18 protein-coding genes are annotated in these 19929 nt (G+C 63.4%); 2 read left to right on the forward strand and 16 right to left on the reverse strand.

What is annotated here, in order from left to right:
• Positions 1-2: 2 nt before the first annotated feature.
• The 14 genes from ACFQ6H_RS10795 to ACFQ6H_RS10860 all read right to left on the reverse strand — a co-directional run bounded on the left by ACFQ6H_RS10795 (position 3) and on the right by ACFQ6H_RS10860 (position 11988).
• Positions 3-425 (reverse strand): rhodanese-like domain-containing protein, encoded by a 423-nt coding sequence (locus tag ACFQ6H_RS10795; RefSeq protein WP_003945445.1) that lies wholly within the window; start codon positions 423-425, stop codon positions 3-5.
• The gene (locus ACFQ6H_RS10800; RefSeq protein WP_378536149.1) at positions 422-982 is read right to left on the reverse strand and encodes a cysteine dioxygenase; all 561 of its coding nucleotides are present in this window, start codon (positions 980-982) and stop codon (positions 422-424) included. The genes ACFQ6H_RS10795 and ACFQ6H_RS10800 overlap by 4 nt, the downstream gene beginning before the upstream one ends.
• A 219-nt stretch (positions 983-1201) precedes the next feature.
• Positions 1202-2017 (reverse strand): type III pantothenate kinase, encoded by an 816-nt coding sequence (locus ACFQ6H_RS10805; protein ID WP_230816726.1) that lies wholly within the window; start codon positions 2015-2017, stop codon positions 1202-1204.
• A gap of 3 nt (positions 2018-2020) precedes the next feature.
• Complete coding sequence (gene panD, locus ACFQ6H_RS10810) at positions 2021-2467, reverse strand: aspartate 1-decarboxylase (protein WP_003945761.1); 447 nt, start codon at positions 2465-2467, stop codon at positions 2021-2023.
• A gap of 27 nt (positions 2468-2494) precedes the next feature.
• On the reverse strand, positions 2495-3427 hold the full coding sequence (gene panC / locus ACFQ6H_RS10815; protein WP_378646009.1) for a pantoate--beta-alanine ligase: 933 nt from the start codon (positions 3425-3427) through the stop codon (positions 2495-2497).
• On the reverse strand, positions 3420-4361 hold the full coding sequence (locus ACFQ6H_RS10820; protein WP_378534888.1) for a Rossmann-like and DUF2520 domain-containing protein: 942 nt from the start codon (positions 4359-4361) through the stop codon (positions 3420-3422). Before ACFQ6H_RS10820 ends, panC begins: the two co-directional genes overlap by 8 nt.
• Positions 4362-4471: 110 nt before the next feature.
• Positions 4472-5563: a DUF6779 domain-containing protein gene (locus tag ACFQ6H_RS10825; protein ID WP_378646011.1), complete on the reverse strand. Its 1092-nt coding sequence runs from the start codon at positions 5561-5563 to the stop codon at positions 4472-4474.
• Positions 5564-5631: 68 nt separating this feature from the next.
• Complete coding sequence (locus ACFQ6H_RS10830) at positions 5632-6099, reverse strand: DUF3180 domain-containing protein (protein WP_378646132.1); 468 nt, start codon at positions 6097-6099, stop codon at positions 5632-5634.
• 17 nt (positions 6100-6116) lie between these two features.
• Positions 6117-6620, reverse strand: coding sequence for a 2-amino-4-hydroxy-6-hydroxymethyldihydropteridine diphosphokinase (gene folK, locus ACFQ6H_RS10835; RefSeq protein WP_378639034.1), 504 nt, complete (start codon positions 6618-6620; stop codon positions 6117-6119).
• Positions 6617-6982: a dihydroneopterin aldolase gene (gene folB, locus ACFQ6H_RS10840; protein ID WP_378448165.1), complete on the reverse strand. Its 366-nt coding sequence runs from the start codon at positions 6980-6982 to the stop codon at positions 6617-6619. Before folB ends, folK begins: the two co-directional genes overlap by 4 nt.
• A 1-nt stretch (position 6983) precedes the next feature.
• Positions 6984-7844: a dihydropteroate synthase gene (gene folP, locus ACFQ6H_RS10845; RefSeq protein WP_378646134.1), complete on the reverse strand. Its 861-nt coding sequence runs from the start codon at positions 7842-7844 to the stop codon at positions 6984-6986.
• Positions 7845-7849: 5 nt separating this feature from the next.
• Positions 7850-8467, reverse strand: a complete 618-nt coding sequence (folE, locus tag ACFQ6H_RS10850) for a GTP cyclohydrolase I FolE (protein WP_019746783.1) — start codon at positions 8465-8467, stop codon at positions 7850-7852.
• Positions 8468-8526: 59 nt separating this feature from the next.
• The gene (ftsH, locus tag ACFQ6H_RS10855) at positions 8527-11073 is read right to left on the reverse strand and encodes an ATP-dependent zinc metalloprotease FtsH (protein WP_378646014.1); all 2547 of its coding nucleotides are present in this window, start codon (positions 11071-11073) and stop codon (positions 8527-8529) included.
• 267 nt (positions 11074-11340) lie between these two features.
• The gene (locus ACFQ6H_RS10860; protein WP_003945418.1) at positions 11341-11988 is read right to left on the reverse strand and encodes a FadR/GntR family transcriptional regulator; all 648 of its coding nucleotides are present in this window, start codon (positions 11986-11988) and stop codon (positions 11341-11343) included.
• A 99-nt stretch (positions 11989-12087) separates the two neighbouring features.
• Here ACFQ6H_RS10860 and ACFQ6H_RS10865 point away from each other — a divergent pair, with 99 nt between their 5' ends.
• Both ACFQ6H_RS10865 and ACFQ6H_RS10870 read left to right on the forward strand, forming a co-directional pair.
• Positions 12088-13428, forward strand: a complete 1341-nt coding sequence (locus ACFQ6H_RS10865) for an SLC13 family permease (protein ID WP_054187898.1) — start codon at positions 12088-12090, stop codon at positions 13426-13428.
• A gap of 28 nt (positions 13429-13456) precedes the next feature.
• Positions 13457-14866: an acyl-CoA synthetase gene (locus ACFQ6H_RS10870; protein ID WP_378646017.1), complete on the forward strand. Its 1410-nt coding sequence runs from the start codon at positions 13457-13459 to the stop codon at positions 14864-14866.
• Between the two features lie 32 nt (positions 14867-14898).
• On the opposite strand, the gene ACFQ6H_RS10875 is transcribed toward ACFQ6H_RS10870, so the two are convergent.
• Both ACFQ6H_RS10875 and ACFQ6H_RS10880 read right to left on the reverse strand, forming a co-directional pair.
• Positions 14899-17556 (reverse strand): RDD family protein, encoded by a 2658-nt coding sequence (locus tag ACFQ6H_RS10875; RefSeq protein WP_378646019.1) that lies wholly within the window; start codon positions 17554-17556, stop codon positions 14899-14901.
• Between the two features lie 46 nt (positions 17557-17602).
• Entirely contained in the window at positions 17603-19927 is a 2325-nt protein-coding gene (locus ACFQ6H_RS10880; RefSeq protein ID WP_378646021.1) for a PQQ-binding-like beta-propeller repeat protein, read from the reverse strand.
• Positions 19928-19929 lie beyond the last annotated feature (2 nt).

The raw sequence follows: 19929 nt of genomic DNA on the forward strand, positions 1-19929 counted from the left end.
CCTCAATGAGCCGAAACAGCCGCCAACTCGCGGGAGCAATGACGCACTCCGCTGAGCGCACCGAGCAGGCCGGCGGCCTTGATCGCCTGGTACCCGCCCACCAGATCGGTGGCTTTGTGCAGGCCAAGCTGCTGCAACGACGCTGCGGCGAGGCTCGAGGTGTAACCCTCCGAGCACACGATCACCCACTCGACGTCGTGGTCGGTCGCCAGCGCAAGGTGCGCGCTACTGGTGGGGTCAAGGCGCCATTCGAGCACGTTCCGCTCGATCGCGAGTGCACCGGGGAGAGTTCCCTCGATGGCGCGCTGCGCCTGCGGGCGAATGTCGACGAAGATCGCGCCGCGGTGGAAGGCTTCGGTGAGCTGGAAGACGTACATACGATCGATCTGTGCGCGAGCGTCGTCGAGCATTTGGTCGATGGTCATTTGGTGCCCCCCTCGGGCAGGTCGGTCAGCTCGGTACGGGTGCGACGAAGTGTCCGGTGATCCGTCACTTCGTAGAAGGACATTGCCGTCAGCGGCGGCGAGTAGGCGTGAACACTCAGAGTCGGTGCATCAGAGCTGATTTCGATCGGAGCACCGGGAGCATCCGTCGAACGTACGACATCGTGAACCCATCCGAGGGGGAACGAAGCCTGATCGCCGGCGTCGAGCTGGCGTTCCACCAGGGTGTCACCGGCCCAACGGAATTCGGTGAGAGAACCACTGAGAACGGTCAATGCGCCGAACGAGCCTGCGTGGTCGTGCAATTCGGTATTGCGTTCGGGTACCCAGCTGATGAGCCACACATCGACGTCGTCGTCCGCGTGCAGGCGGGTGGACCAACGGTCGAGCGTCGGGAAGGCGTCGGGGATGAGGTGATCGAAACTGCCGTCGAGCACGCCGTTTGCTCCCTCGTCGGTCAGTCGCAGCAAATCGGCCGGGCGAAGGCGGGTGGGCAACGAGGCACCGCTCGGGCGACGTCCGGAGGGCCCACGATTGATGCCACGACCTGCGGAAACAGTGCGATCAGCAGTAAGAGGCGGGGCCAAAACAGAGAGATCTGCAGAATATGTGGATAGCACGAGCTAGCTCCAAGGAGTGTGAATTGGTCAAGGCAGCGGTCAGCCTCGACAACACTCCTGAGCACCCATGCAGCGATTCACGAGCACCATTGTGGCATAACTTTCGCGATCGCGAAACTGCTGGAACAAAACCATCGATCAGGCGACCGGTCGTCGACCGGATCCGCGACGCGCCTGATTGCGCTCGAAGACCAACCTCAGCCCTTCGAGGGTGAGGTCACGTTCGAAGTGATCGATGGTGTCGGATTCGGGGATGATCAGCGGTGCACTGTCCCCGGTTGCGATCACGGAGACGTCGTCACCACCGAATTCGGGCAGTTCGTCGCGTACGCGGTTGACCAGTCCGTCCACGAGGCCCGCAAAGCCGAATACCGCGCCGGACTGCATGCATTCGACCGTGTTCTTCCCGACCACCGAACGCGGACGCACCAATTCGACCTTGCGCAACGCAGCAGACTGCGAAGCCAAGGCGTCGGTCGAGATCTCGAGCCCAGGCGCGATACAGCCACCCAGGAACTCACCCTTGGCGGAAACGACGTCGACACAGGTCGACGTGCCGAAGTCCACGACGATGCACGGTCCCTCGTAAAGATGGTGCGCGGCAAGGCTGTTGACGATTCGGTCGGCTCCGACTTCTTTGGGGTTGTCCACCAGCAGCGGCACACCGGTGCGCACGCCCGGCTCGACCACGACATGGGGAACATGACCCCAGTACCGCTCGAGCATGACGCGGATCTCACGCAAGACGGATGGCACCGTCGACAGCGCGGCGACACCGGCGATCTGATCGACATGAGTACCCAACAGCCCACGGAAGGTCAACGCCAACTCGTCGGCAGTCATCCGAGGGTCGGTTCGCATTCGCCAGTCCTGCAACAGCTTCGAATGCTCACCAGTTCCGGAAAACAGACCGAGAACGATGTTGGTGTTCCGCACGTCGACCGTGAGCAGCATGGATTACACCAGACTGGATTCGCGCGAGGCCTCGAGTGTCGACAGCATGCGCGGGGTGATCAGACCCGAACCCTCCGGCGCGTGAGCCGGGTCGGAACCGAGCTCGATCTGCTTGTTGTCGGCGTCGACGAACACGACGCGCGGGGAGTACTCCTTGACTTCCTGCTCGTTCATCACGCCGTAGGCGATGAGAATGACCAGGTCGCCCGGCTTGACCAGATGCGCTGCTGCACCGTTGATTCCGATGACACCCGTTCCGCGCTCACCGGCGATGACGTACGTCTCGAGACGCGCGCCGTTGTCGATGTCGACGATGCACACCTGTTCGCCTTCGAGGAGGTCGGCGGCGTCCATCAGATCCTGATCGACGGTGACGGAGCCGACGTAGTGCAGGTCGGCGTGAGTCACGGTGGCGCGGTGGATCTTCGACTTCATCATTGTGCGAAACATATCCAGGTCCTTACTCGTGAAAAGTGCTCAGTGAGACAGCAGGCCGTCGATGGCGTCGGCGGACGGATCGGTGTCACGCTCGAGGAAGCCGGTTCCCACGGCAACACCGACATTGTCGATCAGACGGGTGGTTCCGAGCTTGGCGGCCACCAACAGTCGGCCGTCACCCCGCTCGGGAGCGGGGCCCAGATCGACGCCCCGAACCTCGAGGTAGTCGACCTCGATTTCCGGAACAGCTGCCAGGACAGCGCGTGCGGTTTCCAGAATTGCTTCCGCTCCCCCGGCCGCCGCGTGTGCGCCGGCGATCAGAGCTGCGGACAGCGCGACAGCTGCGGCGCGCTGGCTCTCGTCGAGGTAGCGATTGCGAGAGGACAACGCGAGGCCGTCGAACTCGCGGACCGTCGGAACTCCGATGATCTGTACGTCGAAGTTGAGATCCCACACCATCTGACGGATGAGCGTCAGCTGCTGATAGTCCTTCTCGCCGAAGTACGCGTGATTGGGTGCCGCGATCTGCAGCAGCTTCGCCACGACCGTCAGCATTCCCGCGAAGTGAGTGGGGCGTGCGCCGCCTTCGAGTTCGCCACCCAACGGTCCGGGCACGATGGTGGTGCGCTGACCACGCGGGTACATCGTCTTGGCGCTGGGCGCGAACACCAATTCGACGCCCTCGGCGCGAAGCAGGTCGAGATCGGCATCGAGAGTGCGCGGATACGCATCCAGGTCTTCGCCGGCACCGAACTGCAGCGGGTTCACGAAGATGGAAACGATCACGACGGCGCCGGTGACCTTGGCCTGACGAACCAGTTCGATGTGGCCCGCGTGCAGCGCACCCATCGTGGGAACGAGCGCCACCTGGCGCCCGACTCCACGCAGTGCCCGCGAGACGCGCCGAAGCTTGTCTGGATCGTGGTGCACCGTCAGTTCGCCGCGCTTGTATCCGCCCTGCAAATCACTCACGACGGTCACCTCCCGTTTCAGTCAAGATGTCGAACAATTCGGTGGGGGCGCCCACCCGCTGGGCCGATCGCAAGGACATCGCTCGATAGCCGGCAGCGAGCTCCGGATCCAGTTCTGTCAGTACGCGCAAATGTGTGTCGACGGCAGCGGCATCGCCGCGTGCCACCGGGCCGGTCAACGCCGAGGGACCGCGTCGTAGTGCGTTGTCCAGGGCCGCCGACAACAGCGGTTGCAGGACACGCTCGGCCACTCCACCCGGATCGCCGTCGATCAACTGCTGACCGAGCAGCTCGTCACCCTGCAACGACGCTCGCAGCGCCTCGACAGCGTCGACAACTAGGGTGACCAGGTGATTACTGCCGTGAGCCAGGGCAGCGTGGTAGAGCGCGCGGTTCTCCTCGCGCACTCGGACCGGCTCGCCGCCGATCTCGAGGACGAGAGACTGCGCGATCGCGTATCCGATGTCGTCGCCGGCCGTGATTCCGAAGCACGCCGACGACAGCCGCGCAGTGTCCTCGTCGTGACCGGTGAACGTCATCGCCGGATGGATAGCCAAGGGCAGTGCGCCCAGTTCGGTCAGGGGAGCCAGGATCGCAATGCCGTTGGCGCCCGACGTGTGGGCAACGAGCGTGCCCGGCTTGACGGCTTTCGTGGCCGCGAGCCCTCGAACGAGATCAGCAAGCTGGTCGTCCGGAACAGCGAGAACCAGCAGTTCGGAGCGAGCTGCGACGTCGGCAGCCGGAAGTATTTCGGTATCGGGAAGCCGCTTCACAGCGCGGGCGACCGAGGCACTGGAGACTGCGGAGCAAGCGCTGACAACATGACCGGCTCGCTCCAACGCGGCACCGACAGCTGTTCCGACCCGGCCTGCGGAGACAATTCCTACCGTCAATCGCGCAGGTGCAGGTCCATTAGTGATCCCGAAGGAAGTCACCGGATTCCTCTCGTTCGTTCCAGTCCCGCTCGGCGGGTACCAGACGTTCTGCGTCCGAGGATATCCTTCGCCCGAACCGTCATGCCATGGCCGGGCGAGTGATCTGCGACTCAGTCCTCTCGGCGACGGCGTCGACCGGAGCCTTCGGACGGGTTGGCCGAACTCAGATTTGCCATTATTTCGGCGACGGTCAATCCGTTGGAATGAGCACCACTCGCGGCATCTTCCGGGGCAGCGCGACGACGACGGCGCGGCTCGGCGTCGGGCTCAGGTTCTGTTTCCGCAACAACCTCGGGAACAACCTCGGGCGCCTCTTCGACGACGGCGTCTTCGATGTTCGGGGCCTGGGCGGGAGGCTTGATTTCTGGCTCGACCGGCTCCGGATCCTTCTCCACCGGAACATCTTTCGCCGTTCGTGTCGGCGAGGAACTCACAGCACTCACCGGAGAATTCTTCGGGGCCTGGTTCCGGGTCTGATCCTGGGGCTTCTGCGTCTCCTGCGACTTCGGCGTCTCCTGCGACTTCTGCGTCGGTATGACGCGCGGCGCCACGAAGCTGCTGTCGCGCCACGACGTCTCCGCGAACACGACGGTTGTCTCAGCAGTCACCGGATCGTCGTTGGGCGAAGCCAACCCGCCGACATTCGGGGCCGGTTGGCTGGGCCCGCTCTGGCCGGCGCCGGGAACGTACAGTCCCGACGGTGCCGGCTGGTACGCACCGTACGAACTACCGCCAAGTTCCGGTACTCGCGTCGAATCGGTCTTGAGCGCGGTCTGTTCGGGCAACAGTCCACCTTCGAAAAGCGCTTCGAGGTTCCGGCGCAGCGCGACCAATTCGGCGCGCAGCCCGGCCAGTTCCTCCGCATCCGCGGTCACCTCACGTCGCACGCGACCTTCGACGCTCAGTTCGTACTCGCGTCGAGCAGAAATTTCACGCTCGAGCTGCAGTTCGTACACTGTCTGCAGATCGGCAACCTTGGCTTTGTCCAGTGCCGACTCACGCCGATACTTGGTCATGGCGATAGCGCCGAGGGTGGCTGCCCACAGAGCGACGACCAGTCCCACCCGAAGAAGCTGAACGCTGTTGCTGAAGATCAGGAACAGCGAAGCAATTACAGCAAGTGCCAGAAGAGCAGCAATGATCATCTGGCTCGCGCTGCGCTTGCTTCGGCGCGCAGACTTCGATCGACCAGAATTTGTCATGGTTGCCAGGGTACTTGCCGAGACCGGGGTCGCCACGTACCTCGGTGGGTGATTTGCCGACCAGGCTGTCAGTGCGCCGGCTCGTCAGGTGTATCTTCCGGCGTCTTGCAACAATGTTCGAGCCACAGAGCTGCCGCTACCAGCGCAATTGCGGCGCCCAACCCCACCCACGCGCCCGGCGTGTCGGAGGCCGCGGCGTGCAGAACCGAGCGCTGTGGGATGAGATACACCAGCACTCCAACCCAGACACCCACGGTAGCTGAACCGACCAAAGCGGATGCTTTTGCCAATGCCAGCGCGCGGGCGGCAGTGATCGGATGGAGTTGTCTGAGCCCGTCGCCGACCTGACGATTCTTGACGCGCGCACGAATGACAAAAGCGAAGACGGCTTCGGCAACGGCCACGAAGTACAGCGACGCTCCCGCATAAAAAGGGATGGGCGGCATCGAACCGTAGAACACGCGAATCAGAATCCAGGTGGCCACGGCCGCAACCGCGGCCAGAACCGCGAGTTCACTGATCCGGGTCGGCTTCAAACCCTTGTCTTGTTCGGTCACCGCGCAAGCACCACATCGGTAGTGCGCACACCTTCACGTTCGCTGCGATCGAGGCCGCCGAGAATTTCTGCCACCGACAACTTCTGGCCGTCGACGATCAGCGTCGCATCAGGCTCGACGTCCAGCCAGGGAACGAGCACGAAGGCACGAAGATGAGCCCGGGGGTGCGGAAGTGTGAGTTCGGGATCGGAACTGACGACGCCTTCGCAGTCGACCACGTCCACGTCCAGGCTTCGGGGTCCCCAACGCTGTTCGCGCACCCGATCTGCGGCTTCTTCGAGAGCTTGCGAACGGCGAAGCCATTCAGCACTGTCAGCCTCGGGGTCGTCGACCACCACCACCGCATTGTAGAAATCCTGCTGCTCGACGCCACCCCACGGCGCCGTCGAGTAGACCGGTGAGACAGCAACGACGGCGCTGCCCAGCCCGTCGACAACGGACTGCAGGTGAGCCACGCTGTCGCCGATGTTGGAACCGATCGACAGAACAGCGCGCGTCATGCCGACCTGGTCCGATGTGCGACGACGGCGACGTCCGCGAAGACCAGCGGAATCGGCGCCGACGGCTTGTGGACCACGACCTCGACGCTCTCGACTCGCGAATCCTTCATGACGCCGTCAGCGATCTCGGCAGCGACGGTCTCGATGAGATCGCGCGAAGGGCCGGCGACGATGGCTGCGGCGGCTTCCGCCAACTCGCCGTAGTGCAGGGTCTGGGTCAGATCGTCCGACGCCGCGGCGGGCGCCAGGTCCATCCACACCGTGATGTCGATGAAGAAGTCCTGACCGTCACGCTTCTCGTGGTCGAACACTCCGTGATTGCCGCGAACCTTCAGCCCGCGCAATTCGATTCGGTCCCCCATGTCAGGCCCTTTCTCGTCCACGGTTCCAGGCGTCGACCACGGCAATGGCGTCGAGCGAGGCTTGTGCGTCGTGCACCCGAACTCCCCAAGCACCTTCGCGCGCTGCAAGGGCGGAGACCACGGCCGTCGCAGTCTCACGGCCGGCCGGCGGGCGCGGATTGCCTTCGGGATCGCTGAGCAGAGACCCGAGGAACCGCTTACGGGAAGCGCCGACCAGGACCGGGAATCCGAGTGCGTTGAACTCGGGCAGGGCCCGCAACAGAGCCCAGTTGTGGTCGGCGTTCTTCGCGAACCCGAGGCCGGGATCGAGGATGATCGACGACGAATCAACGCCCGCCTTCAACGCCAGGTCGACCTGCGACAGCAGTTCGTCACGGACGTCTCGGACCACGTCGTCGTAGTGATCGGCACTGCCACGATGGACGTAGTCGCGGGCCGAACGCCAATGCATGAGGATCCAGGGCACTCCGGCGTCGGCAACCACGGACGCCATGTCGGGGTCCGCGCGACCGCCCGAGACGTCGTTGACGATCCCCGCACCCGCTTCGATCGCGGCTGCGGCGACAGAAGCACGCATCGTGTCGACGCTGACGCGGATTCCCGCAGCAACCAGTTCTTCGATCACCGGGGCAATACGGTCAGCCTCGAGTTTCGGGTCCACTCGGGTGGCACCGGGACGCGTCGACTCGCCGCCGATGTCGACGATGTCGACGCCAATGCGTTGCAGCTCGAGCCCACGAGAGATCGCCGCGTCACGGTCGAGGAATTGGCCACCGTCGGAAAACGAATCGGCGGTGACGTTCAGAATCCCCATCACGACCATCCGGGCCGGATCGCTGTCTGCAACGGGAGCCGCGGACATCTCGCTCACTTACGAAGGATGAGGTCCAGCGCTTCGGACCGTGAGGCCGCGCTGGATTGCAGGAGCCCACGAACCGCAGACGTGGTCGTGCTGGCTCCGGGCTTGCGGATACCGCGCATCGCCATGCACAGATGCTCGGCTTCGATGACGACGATGGCTCCACGCGGGTCGAGCTTGCGCATCAAAGCATCCGCGATCTGACTGGTCAGGCGTTCTTGAACCTGCGGACGCTTGGCGTACAGGTCGACAACACGCGCCAGCTTCGACAAACCGGTGACCTTGCCCGACTTTCCCGGGATGTAGCCAACGTGGGCGACGCCGTGGAAGGACACCAGGTGGTGCTCGCACGTCGAGAACATCGGAATGTCTCGCACGAGCACCAATTCCTGGTGACCCTCGTCGAAGGTCGTGTTCAACGCGTCGTCGGGCTCGGAGTACAGACCCGCGAAGATCTCCTTGTACGAGCGCGCAACCCGGGCCGGCGTATCGAGCAAGCCTGGGCGCTCGGGATCTTCACCGACCGCGATCAACAATTCCCGTACGGCAGCCTCTGCCCGAGCCTGATCGAACGGGCGGCCCGTTCCGAGCGACACCAGTTCACTGGCCACATCATTCACCGACAACCGAACTCTCCTCGAGAATTGTTCACAGGTCCCCCGCCGCAGAGCCTAGTGGCGCAAGGTCAGCGAGATCCGTCCGGTCCGTCCCAGCGAACGGTGCTCGGTCCCTCGTCCTCAGCCGAATGATGCGGCGGAGGAGTTTGCGGCTGTTCCGGTGCGGGGCTCTGCCACTGGTTTTCGCCGGTCGGGTTTCCCCGGTTCGGATCGGCGAAGGGTCCACCGTCCGGGTACTGCACCGGGTAGTCGGGTTGCGCGGGGTAGCGGCGGCCGGGGTGCGGCTGCTCCGGGTACGCCTGCTGTCCCGGATGCGGCTGACCGTACTGCCCCTGATCGGGCTGGGGCTGACCGTGTTGGGGCTGACCGTACTGGCCCTGCTGCTGGTTCGGCGGGTTCGGATTCTGTCCACCGGTGTATCCACCCGACTGCTGTCCGGGGTACGTCGGCGACTGGTTCTCACGCGGAGGCCAACCCGGTGCCGACCATCCGGCGGGCGCTCCGTAGTCGGGTGTTCCCGGTTGCGGAGTCTGCTGCGGAGCACTCGGCTGCGGGTACGAAGGCTGTGCATACCCGTTCGAGGGTCCCTGGTTGCCGTTGTTGGGGACACCGCCGTTGGGGACACTGTTGTTGGCTGCGCCGGCCTTGACGAGAACTGGTGCGGCAGCGGGCTCCGGCCAGGTTTCGCCGCGCTCGATCGCGAGTTCACGCGGGGTCTTCACCGGCGGACGATCCGAAGGCGTGCGCCCACCGAAATCGTTGAAAGCCGTGATGCGCGGACGCTTTTCGACGCCGGCAAGGATCTTCTCGAGGTCCTTGCGAGTCAACGTCTCACGCTCGAGCAGTTCGGTAGCGATGAGGTCGAGCGCATCGCGGTACTCGTTGAGGATTGCCCACGCTTCGGTGTGCGCTGCTTCGATGAGGTTGCGCACCTCTTCGTCGATTTCACGAGCGATCTCGTGTGAGTAGTCGGACTGCACGCCCATCGAACGGCCGAGGAACGGATCCCCGCCCTCCTGGCCGTAGCGAACCGCGCCGAGCTTGGCACTCATGCCGTATTCGGTGACCATCGCGCGGGCGATCTTCGTCGCCATGTCGATGTCCGACGACGCTCCGGTGGTGGGCTCGTGGAACACCAGCTCTTCGGCGGCGCGTCCGCCCATTGCCATGACGAGACGAGCGATCATCTCGGAACGCGTCATCAAACCCTTGTCGTCCTCGGGCACGGTCATCGCGTGACCGCCGGTGCGACCGCGAGCGAGGATCGTGACCTTGTAGACCGGCTCGATGTCAGGCATTGCCCAGGCAGCGAGCGTGTGGCCGCCCTCGTGGTACGCCGTGATCTTCTTCTCGTGCTCGCTGATGATGCGACTCTTACGCCGCGGTCCACCGACAACACGGTCCACCGATTCCTCGAGCGAGGCTTCGGTGATGACGGTCCCGTTTTCGCGTGCGGTGAGCAGCGCAGCCTCGTTGATGACGTTGGCGAGATCGGCACCCGACATTCCGACGGTCCGCTTGGCGAGACCTTCGAGATCGGCGTTGGGATCGATCGGCTTGCCCTGCGAGTGCACGCGCAGGATCGCGCGGCGGCCGGCGAGGTCGGGGGCGCCGACCGGAATCTGGCGATCGAAGCGTCCCGGACGCAGCAGTGCTGGGTCCAGGATGTCGGGGCGGTTGGTTGCGGCGATCAAGATGATGCCGGTGCGATCACCGAAGCCGTCCATCTCGACGAGCAACTGGTTGAGCGTCTGCTCGCGCTCGTCGTGTCCGCCGCCCAGGCCTGCGCCACGCTGACGACCGACTGCGTCGATCTCGTCGACGAAGATGATGCAGGGGCTGTTCTGCTTGGCCTGCTCGAACATGTCGCGAACACGCGAAGCACCGACACCGACGAACATCTCGACGAAGTCCGAGCCGGAGATGGTGAAGAACGGGACGCCGGCTTCGCCTGCGACAGCGCGAGCGAGCAGCGTCTTACCGGTTCCGGGAGGGCCGTACAGCAGCACACCGCGCGGAATCTTGGCGCCGAGCGCCTGGTAGCGAGCCGGGTTCTGCAGGAAGTCCTTGATCTCGTACAACTCTTCGACAGCCTCGTCCGCACCGGCGACGTCGGCGAACGTGGTTTTCGGCATGTCCTTCGTGAGCTGCTTGGCCTTCGACTTACCGAATCCCATGACTCCGCCACGACCACCGCCGCCCTGCATCCGGTTCATGACGAAGAAGAAGATGCCGAACAGAATGATCATCGGCAGCACGAACAGAAGGATCGACGTCAGCCAACTCTCCTGAGTGACCGTCGTGTTGAACTTGTCCGCACCGGCGCCTTCGACCTTGTCGAAGATCTGCTCCGACGCACTCGCGGGGTACTTCGCCAGGATCTGCGTCTTACCGTCGGTGGCGTCGTTGCCGTTCTTGAGCCACAGACGAACCTGCTGCTCACGGTCGTCGATCTGCGCCGACTCAACGTTCTTGGCGTCGAGTTGGGAGATCGCGACCGACGTGTCGACGGTCTTGAAGTCGCGGGTGTCGTTGCTGAAGTAGCTGAAGGCATAGATCACCAACAGCACGACGGCTACGAGTAGCACGTTACGGAACACAGTCTTACGGTTCATACAGGTCGGCCGATGTGGCCGGTCCTTTCGAGAGTGCGGGTCTGCCAGGTCGCCTTCCGGCTGCCAACCGGACACCTGCAGGTTACCGCGATCGGCCCCATCGATGCCCGCCAGCAGCCGTGCCGCTTGGTTGGAACGGTCGTCACTGTGTTCAACGTGCGCATTGCCGATCAGGTTCCCGGGCTACGTCGCAGCACAGTTTCCTGTGAGCGAACATGCTCACAGCGGTTATCGTGCGCTTTTCCGACGCTCGTCCGTCGTTATTCGTCAGGCCGTGTCGGAGAGGATTCCCGCAACAGCGTCGGCGGCGCCCGATTGGTCACCGTCGATGATGCGGTGTGCGAGCTGATCGAGTCGCGCAGACAGCCGAGCCGACGACTCGGGCACGTCCGCCTGCTGGGCGATCGTGTCGTCGAGATCAGCCAATAAGCCACCTCCGGCAAGGTGCCTGACACAACGCCACGTCTCGGCGAAGTTTCTCGCGGTCCCGTCGTCGGTCAACATCGCGACCCGCAGCGCAGCGTTGGGATTCGACGCCGCCGCCCGAGCCAGCCCGGCCATGATCGCTTCCCGCGCCGCAGTCAGTTCGTCGACGGTCCGATCCTGAAGCCGCACGCCCGAGTCCGCGGAGCGGCCCGCGTCGGGCGTCGGTGCTTCACGAATCACTGCACCGTTGCCGTGCTGGATTTCGACTCGGCCCCGGATCTCGAGAGCAACGAGCGCCTGAGCCAGCGATGCGCGGCTCACGCCGAGTTCGGCAGCCAGGCTGCGTTCGGGAGGAAGCCGATCACCGGGCGAAAGACCTTGAGCCTCGATGAAATTCGAAATGTGCTCGGCCAACTGCTCGTACAGGCGCGGACGCTTCAATCGTCCGGGCAGGCCCGAGCGCGAGCCGGGCGATGACGTCGAATTCATGCCTCGGAGTGTACTTGACAAATGGAGCAGTGGCAGAGAGGCTAGGCCAATTCCAAGTGATGCAGACCACAAGCTGGTCGCGAACGGATTGAGAGTTCGATGGCAAATGTCATAGCCCTGTCAGTACTTGTCCTGGTGTTCGTCATATCCACCGTGAGGTCGGTGAACATGGGTGCGCTCGCCCTGGTGGCTGCCTTTGTCGTCGGAACACTGGTCTTCACCGTCGATACCAGCGAGATCCTCGACGGCTTCCCGGCCAGCCTCTTCGTCATCCTGGTCGGCGTCACCTACCTGTTCGCGCTGGCCAGAAACAACGGCACGGTCGACTGGATCATTCACGCGGCAGTCCGCGCGGTCAGAGGACGAGTGGCCCTCGTGCCGTGGGCGATGTTCGCGGTGTGCGCGGCCGTCACCGCCATGGGCGCGGTCAGTCCCGCTGCCGTCGCCATCATCGCGCCCGTGGCAATGGGCTTCGCCACCCGCTACCGGATCCACCCCATGCTGATGGGCTTCATGGTCGTCCAGGGCGCAACGGCGGGCAGCTTCTCCCCTATCGGAATCTTCGGTGTGATCACCAACGACGTCATGCGTCAGAACGGCCTCCCGTCGAGCCCGGCCTTGCTGTTCGTCTCGACCTTCGCGGCCGCGGCCGTTGTTGCTGCCATCGCGTACGTCTCGTTCGGCGGACGCGCGTTGATTGCGCGCGGCGCCTCCGAACGCGTGCTCGTCAACGCAGTCGGCAATGCGTCTGGCGGGAGCGACACCATCACCGGTTCGGGTTCCGGCGACAACTCGAAGAGTGGCGGCAAGTCCTCGGGTGGGACCGCTCCGCACGAGGGAGCACTCAACCTCGAGCGGCGACTCACCCTGCTCGGACTGGCGTCGCTTGCACTCGGCGCCTTGGTCTTCGACCTTGACGTCGGCTTCACCGCACTGACTGTCGCGGTACTTCTCACCCTGATCTTCCCGGCTTCCGCCCGCGGCGCCGTCGACAAGATCAGCTGGGGCACCGTGCTCCTCATCGGCGGAATCGTCACGTACGTCGCTCTTCTGCAGAACCAGAACACCGTCCAGTGGCTCGGTGATTCTGTTGCACACGTGGGGATTCCACTTCTCGCGGCGTTCTTGATCTGTCTGATCGGCGCGATCGTGTCGGCGTTTGCATCCACCACGGGAATCCTCGGCGCACTCATCCCTTTGGCAATTCCATTCCTCATGACCGGTCAGGTCAATGCAACCGGTCTGGTCATCGCGCTGGCAATCTCCTCGTCTCTGGTCGATTGCAGTCCGTTCTCGACCAACGGCGCGCTGGTGGTCGCGAACGCCGCTCCGGAAGAACGCGACGTGGTGTTCGGGCTGACGATGCGGTGGGGCATGACCATCATGGTGGTGACGCCGATTCTCGCCTGGCTGCTGTTCGTTGTTCCCTGGTCCGTCTGAATCTTCGCTCAAAGAAAGGGAACTCGCGATGAACAGCGAATCCACACTTCTGCGCTCCCTCGACCCCCGCATCTTCGACGATCACGGAGCGGCGGTCAGTTTCGGCGAAGGCGCAACCCTCTCTCGCGCCGACTTGTTTGCCGCCGCCACCGCGGTCGCCGATCGAATCCACGGTGCACAGCGAGTGGCAGTACAAGCCGCCGCCGGCCTCGAGACAGTGGTCGCCGTCGCCGGCGCGCTGATCGCCGGTGTTGCCGTGGTCCCGATCCCACCGGACTCCGGCCCGTTCGAACGTCAGCACATCATCGCCGATTCCAAGGCCGAACTGATACTCGGAGAAGGGCCGACGGATTCGAGTATCCCGTTGATTCCCATCGATATTCACGCGCGATCCGCGACGTCCTATCCCGAACCGAGCGCGGCAGCTACTGCACTGATCATGTACACCTCGGGAACCACCGGAGCTCCGAAAGGCGTTGTCCTCTCGCGAGCATCGATCGCAGCGGATCTCGACGCGCTCGCTCATGTGTGGAATTGGACGCCAGAGGACACACTCGTCCACGGACTGCCCCTCTTCCACGTCCACGGGTTGATTCTCGGCGTGTTGGGCGCCTTGCGCGTGGGTTCGCCGCTGATTCATACCGTCAGACCGACCCCGGATTCGTATGCCGCAGCGGGTGGCTCGTTGTACTTCGGTGTTCCGACCGTCTGGTCACGCGTGTGCGGTGATCCCTCGGCGGCGGCAGCATTGCAGTCTGCGCGCTTGCTCGTGTCCGGCAGTGCACCACTTCCGGTTCCGTTGTTCGAGCGGATGAAATCGCTGACGGGGTTGGCTCCCGTCGAGCGCTACGGAATGAGTGAAACCCTCATCACCGTCAGCACGACGCACGACGGTGAACGCCGCCCGGGTTGGGTCGGGCACGCCGTTCCCGGAGTCAGGACGAGGTTGCGCGGTGAGAACGGTAAATTGTCGGCGCACGACGGAGAGCAGCTAGGTCAACTGGAGGTCGCGGGAGCCGTGCTCTTCGACGAGTACCTCGGGAACCCCTCGAAGACAGCGGAATCCATCACCGAAGACGGCTGGTTCCGCACCGGCGACATCGCGGTGATCGACGAGAGCGGATTCCACCGCATCGTCGGTCGCGAGTCGGTCGACATGATCAAATCCGGTGGATACCGCATCGGTGCCGGCGAGGTGGAACAGGCCCTTCTCGCATACCCGGGTGTTCGCGAAGCCGCCGTCGTCGGCGTGCCGGACGACGACCTCGGCCAGCGCATAGTCGCGTTCATCGTCGGCGACGTAGCCGACTGCACCGTGGTTTCGGACTTCGTCGCCGAATCGCTGTCGATCCACAAGCGTCCTCGCCAGGTTTGTCTGGTGGACAGCTTGCCCCGCAACGCCATGGGCAAGGTGCAGAAGAAACTGTTGACGCCCTGAAGGCATGCGTGTTTCCCTCGAAGCGCGCTCGCTCACTGTCTGGTGACCACGACGACGGCGTCAGCCATCCGATCGTGAAAACCGCGTACATCCGGTGCAGCACTGATCGAGACAATGATCGCGATCGAAATACCCACTGTTACAACAGTACCCAGGATACTGGCGATACTGCCCAACGACATCGTGTTCAGCATGCCGACGAGCTCGTCACCACTACCGAGCATGGCCAACGCCGAAACAGCCGATCCGAGGTACATGGGGATCACGAATGCATTCCGTTTGAAGGACTGCGCCAGGGTCGGGCGCGCACCTCCTACCGAGCGAACGCCTATTCCGAGCGCAAGTTTGCCCAGGGTTACCCCGAATGCTGACTCTCCCCAAACGAAGTACACGATCGAACCCATCCCGATCAGGAGGCCGATCAGACCCGAACTTGTCCGGTAGGCATCGAAGTCGAAACCGTTTCTGAGCGTCGCGGTGGAGATCATGCCGCCGACGACCGACACGACTGCGAGAATGGCAAAATCGATGAATCGCGCGGCAACTCGTATCCCGGCTCCGGCCGGCCGAAAACCACCAGGCCGGAGTGGAACGCCGGTCGGCGCATACCCGGGGTTCGGTTGCGGCACGACCAGTGGCGGTGCGGCCAGTTGCACGGGGTCGCTACCGGAGCGGGATTCCTGTGCGTTCGAGATGAAGGTCTCGGTCGCAGGTTCGGGTTCGGGTTCGGGTTCGGGTAGACCGAATTGCCCAGCAGCCCTTCGATCCAACGCCTCATCCACAGCAGGATCACCCAACGCTCCGAGCCACGTCACAAGATCGTCGTACGTCGACGGATTCGCAGCAATCGCCGGCCGCAACTCCGGCGAACTCGACGCAATCTCGAACAGCACCGCCGCCGGGGTCCGCGGATCTCCAGCCTCGAGAGCACGCCATGAAGGCTTCACCGGCGCAGGCACCGACACGGGCACGGGCACCGGTTCAGGTTCAGGTTCAGGCTCAGGCTGAGGCTCGGGTAGACCGAATTGCCCAGCAGCCCTTCGATCCAACGCCGCATCCACAGCAGGATCACCCAACGCCTCGAGCCACGTCACAAGATCGTCGTACGTCGACGGATTCGCAGCAATCGCCGGCCGCAACTCCGGCGAACTCGACGCAATCTCGAACAGCACCGCCGCCGGAGTCCGCGGATCCGCAGCCTCGAGAGCACGCCTCGAAGGCTGAACGGGCTGTCCAAGACTCGGTACCGCAGCCGTAACCGTGGTGGCCGACGCGAACAGTTGCACCCCCGCATACAAATTCCGAACAGCCGGTGAGACTGTGAGAGCGCGAGCAAGCAGAACCACCAGCACCGCCAGAGCAAGATCGAATATCCATGCACTGTAATATATTTCGCCGTACATGGTCGACTGTACAACTAGACGAGCAATCATCAGAACGAGCAGCGCGACACAGACTCCGAGAACAACCTCGCGCGACGGGCGAGGATCAGACGAAGAATAGCGGAGCGACAGCGCTCTGACTCCGACGACGGCAAGAATCCCGACGAGTATCGCGAGAACAGCGAGCACTAACGCATCTCCCCACGGCACGATGCCAAATTGTGTTGCTGCCATTGCGATCTGAGTGAATCCAACACCGAAGCTCCACACCGCGATCAACAGCATGCCGTTTCGTGCCGCTGCGAGCCAGACGTATCCGGGGTGCGTCCCGTCGCCGACGGACGCAACACCGAATGGAATGAATGTAATTGCGGCTGCGGCAATCAAGAACGTGATGCCGTAGTACGGACTAGCCGTGACCGTGTGGAACAGCTCGACACTTGTGCCCTCGCTGATCGAGTGGAGTAATCCGGCTGCGAGGAGAGCGATGCCGAGCGCGGCGATGGTGAGGCGCCAGGACGCAAACCGTCTGGCGAGACCGACTGCCGCAACACCCACCACGACGATCGGAACGGCCGACGACACGAAGAGAACGATCAGGCTCTCGAAAGTCTGCGGCCCGTCGTAATATCGGTAGCGACTGGCGGAGACCAGGATGTAGATCAGCGCGAGTAGCGCCGAGGCCACTGACGACCCCCAAGCCACAAACACAAGCGGCTTCACCAACGCCAACCATCGCGGCGCGGTTCGAGGGTCGATGCGAATTTCTGCCGCTCGCGGTTGAGCGGAGAGCAGGGCGCCGGCAAGCCCGAACCACGCTCCGGCGCCGACCCCGTTGCCGGTGAAGATACTCGAACTCTCACTGAATCGGAACATTCCACGAATGACGTCGTAGGCGACAAGACCTGCGACAGTGGCAATGAGGGGTCCGTTGGCCACCAGACGCAGCACCCGTATCTGCCCCACATTCCAATTCGGCCCGAGCATTCCGAGGCGCGCCACGTACGGTAGTGACAGCGACGCCAGCGACAGCAGTGCCGGCAGAACCAGAAGCACGACAAGACCACTCGAACCGACGCGGGTTATCCCGACGGTGACACTCCACGGTAGGAAGAACGACACGAACAGCAGTACCGCGGCTGTGCCGTCGCGGGTGTAGTCACCGATCCGAATATCCTCGAACGCAGATCGCGTCGGTGAATAGCTCTGGGGCGGTGGATAGCCCTGCGCCGACGGATAGATGCCATGAGGCTGGGGCACACCGTTTGTCGACGGTTCACTGTGTTGACGCGAGTTGTCTTCGGTCATTCGCCAAGCTCCTCAGATGTGGGAAGTGCGCCGAACGGGTCAGGCGCTATCGCCGATATTTGGTGGTTCCCGACGAATCACGATCGTTACTGACGATCTTGGCGAAGCATTGATCGTTTGCGATCCGCTTCGAATCGCACCACCCGTTGGCCGCATCCGCATCGGCAAACGTCAAGCCTGCGACGGTGATCCACCAACCACGGAGATCGAAGGTCCGCCATTCGTCACTCCAGAGCAGACGTACCTCCGGATACATGAGACGAAGTTCGAGATGCTGTCGCAGGATCTGGGCAGCAGTCCAATGCACCGGAGCGCCATTGATATCCGCCGCATCGAGTCCGACCCGCTTGGAGGAGATCTGAGCCACCCACCTGTTCGCGAGGTCACCGATCACAAAGGGGCGATCGGCGTCGGCCTGAGCCCGGAGGGCGTCGAGACTCGCAGTTTCGACGTCGCCCGTTGTCGGCTGCGCGCTACGTGTGGGTCGGATCGGCGTATTGGTGTCACTTCGCGATGCCGGCCCGGATGTCAGGCTGGTATCACTCGTCCCCTCGTCCTCGCATTCGACGAGTTGAGCACCTGACGCTCTCGAATTGGTCAGACTCGAAGACTCACCGAGAGTGTTCGGCAGCCTCCAGAAGCTACCGAGGTCGTACAGGAACTCGCGTTGGATCGAGTTCGTCGTGTTCGTCCCATCGGTTCGGGGAAGATAGATCGGTGCTTCGGAGAAGTCGAACACCGCCGACGCAACGCTCTGGCCGGTGTCGGTGATCGACACCCGAAGCGCGTCGGTTGAGACGATGTCTCCGCCGGGACATGATGCTTTCATTTCCATTCGAACGACGAGACCCTCTGCCTGCGTGCGGTATTCAACCGGCGTCAGGGTCGGTGTCCGTCCGCATTTCGTGACGTACTCGTCGCCTCCGTCTGCTTCAGGGACAGCGGGCAGTTTGCCTGGCGCTCCCGACGGTCCGCCGGTCGGTGGGTAGTAGACGAACTCGTCATTGGAGATCGAGGCGAGTCCGTCGTGGGCCTTCGACCACGACCAGTGGTTGGTGTGGGAATCGAGTGACCAACTGATGGAGCCGTCGTCGAGTTCGACGGCAAGAACCCTGCCGTCGTTGGGATGGACGAGAATTCGCTCACCGTCCGAGACCGAGAAAGAGAAGTAGTCACCGATCTTGGTCGACCACAACTGCTCCCCGGTGTCGATTCGGTAGGCGGAAAGTGTGTCCGAGTCGTTGCCCAGCACGATGTCGCCGACAATTCTGTGTAACGAGAAGCGATCACCGCCGGTGACCGACCACAACTCGGTGCCGTCACTGATGTTGTACGCGCCATGCGAACCGATGTACGGACGAGAGTTCGATGCCGAGACAAGCCACGGCGATGCCGGTCTGTCTTCGCCAACTCGAAATCTCTCGGTCCCGTCACGGTCGGACACGATGCTGGAGTATCCGTCCGACGGAAATGGCATCGCGCAGAGGACGCCGGCAAAGCCCTGACCTGGAAGGGCCTCGTAGCCACCGAGATTCGGATTCGAAAGCAGCGCGCCGTCGACCGCGCTGAGCGCCGTCGATCCGATGCTCGAGTAGTAGACGATGCCGTCCACGATCTCGAACGAATGCGAATCGCCGGATCCGACGCAGTCGGTTTCCTGTGGAGTTGTCGTTGTCCACGCCGCGTCGAGGTCGGTGGGGGTTCCGCGCGAAATAACTTGCCCGGACTGGTTGCCGCCCACGGTGAAGAGTGCCCCGTCGGAAACCTCGACCAGGGTGGCTGTATCTGTGTCGACACTCGAACGAATCGTCCCCGTGTCGAGCGAGAAGGAAACGACTCGCGCTGTTCCACCAGGATTCCTGACGACACAAGGTAGGGCTGCATCGATCGCGGCGGTCGCACACGACACCGTGCCGGCGACCGGCGTTTGCCATCGAATGGATCCGCTTTCGGCGTCGACAGCAACGAGTTGGGATTGCTGACCCTGTTGTGGTCCGACCGTTGTGATCAGAGTCTGTCCCAACTCGATGAATCTTGCCGTTCCATAGCTCGCACCGAGCGAATCAGGCCACAGAAATCTTCCGCCCGGCAGAACATCGTCAACGTCCAACGACCATCCTGGCGTCGGCCGAGTGGGGTAGGTGTTGACCAGCTGGCCTGCCACCGGTCCGTCGGAGTCTCCCGACCGGAGAATCGTGGCAACGGTGACGGTGCCCGCGGCGAGGGCCGCGACGGCGGTAAGAGCCGTAACGGCAACAATCCATCCCCGGCCACGAGAGCGAGCGGCCGGCGGATGTCCGGTAGCCGGAGCCTGCATTGGCGGTGGCGGGGGCGGCGGGGGCGGGGGCGGGGGCGGGGGCGGCAACGTCATCG

This window comes from Rhodococcus sp. NPDC056506 (assembly GCF_042794945.1).
In the GTDB taxonomy this organism is placed as follows: domain Bacteria; phylum Actinomycetota; class Actinomycetes; order Mycobacteriales; family Mycobacteriaceae; genus Rhodococcus_F.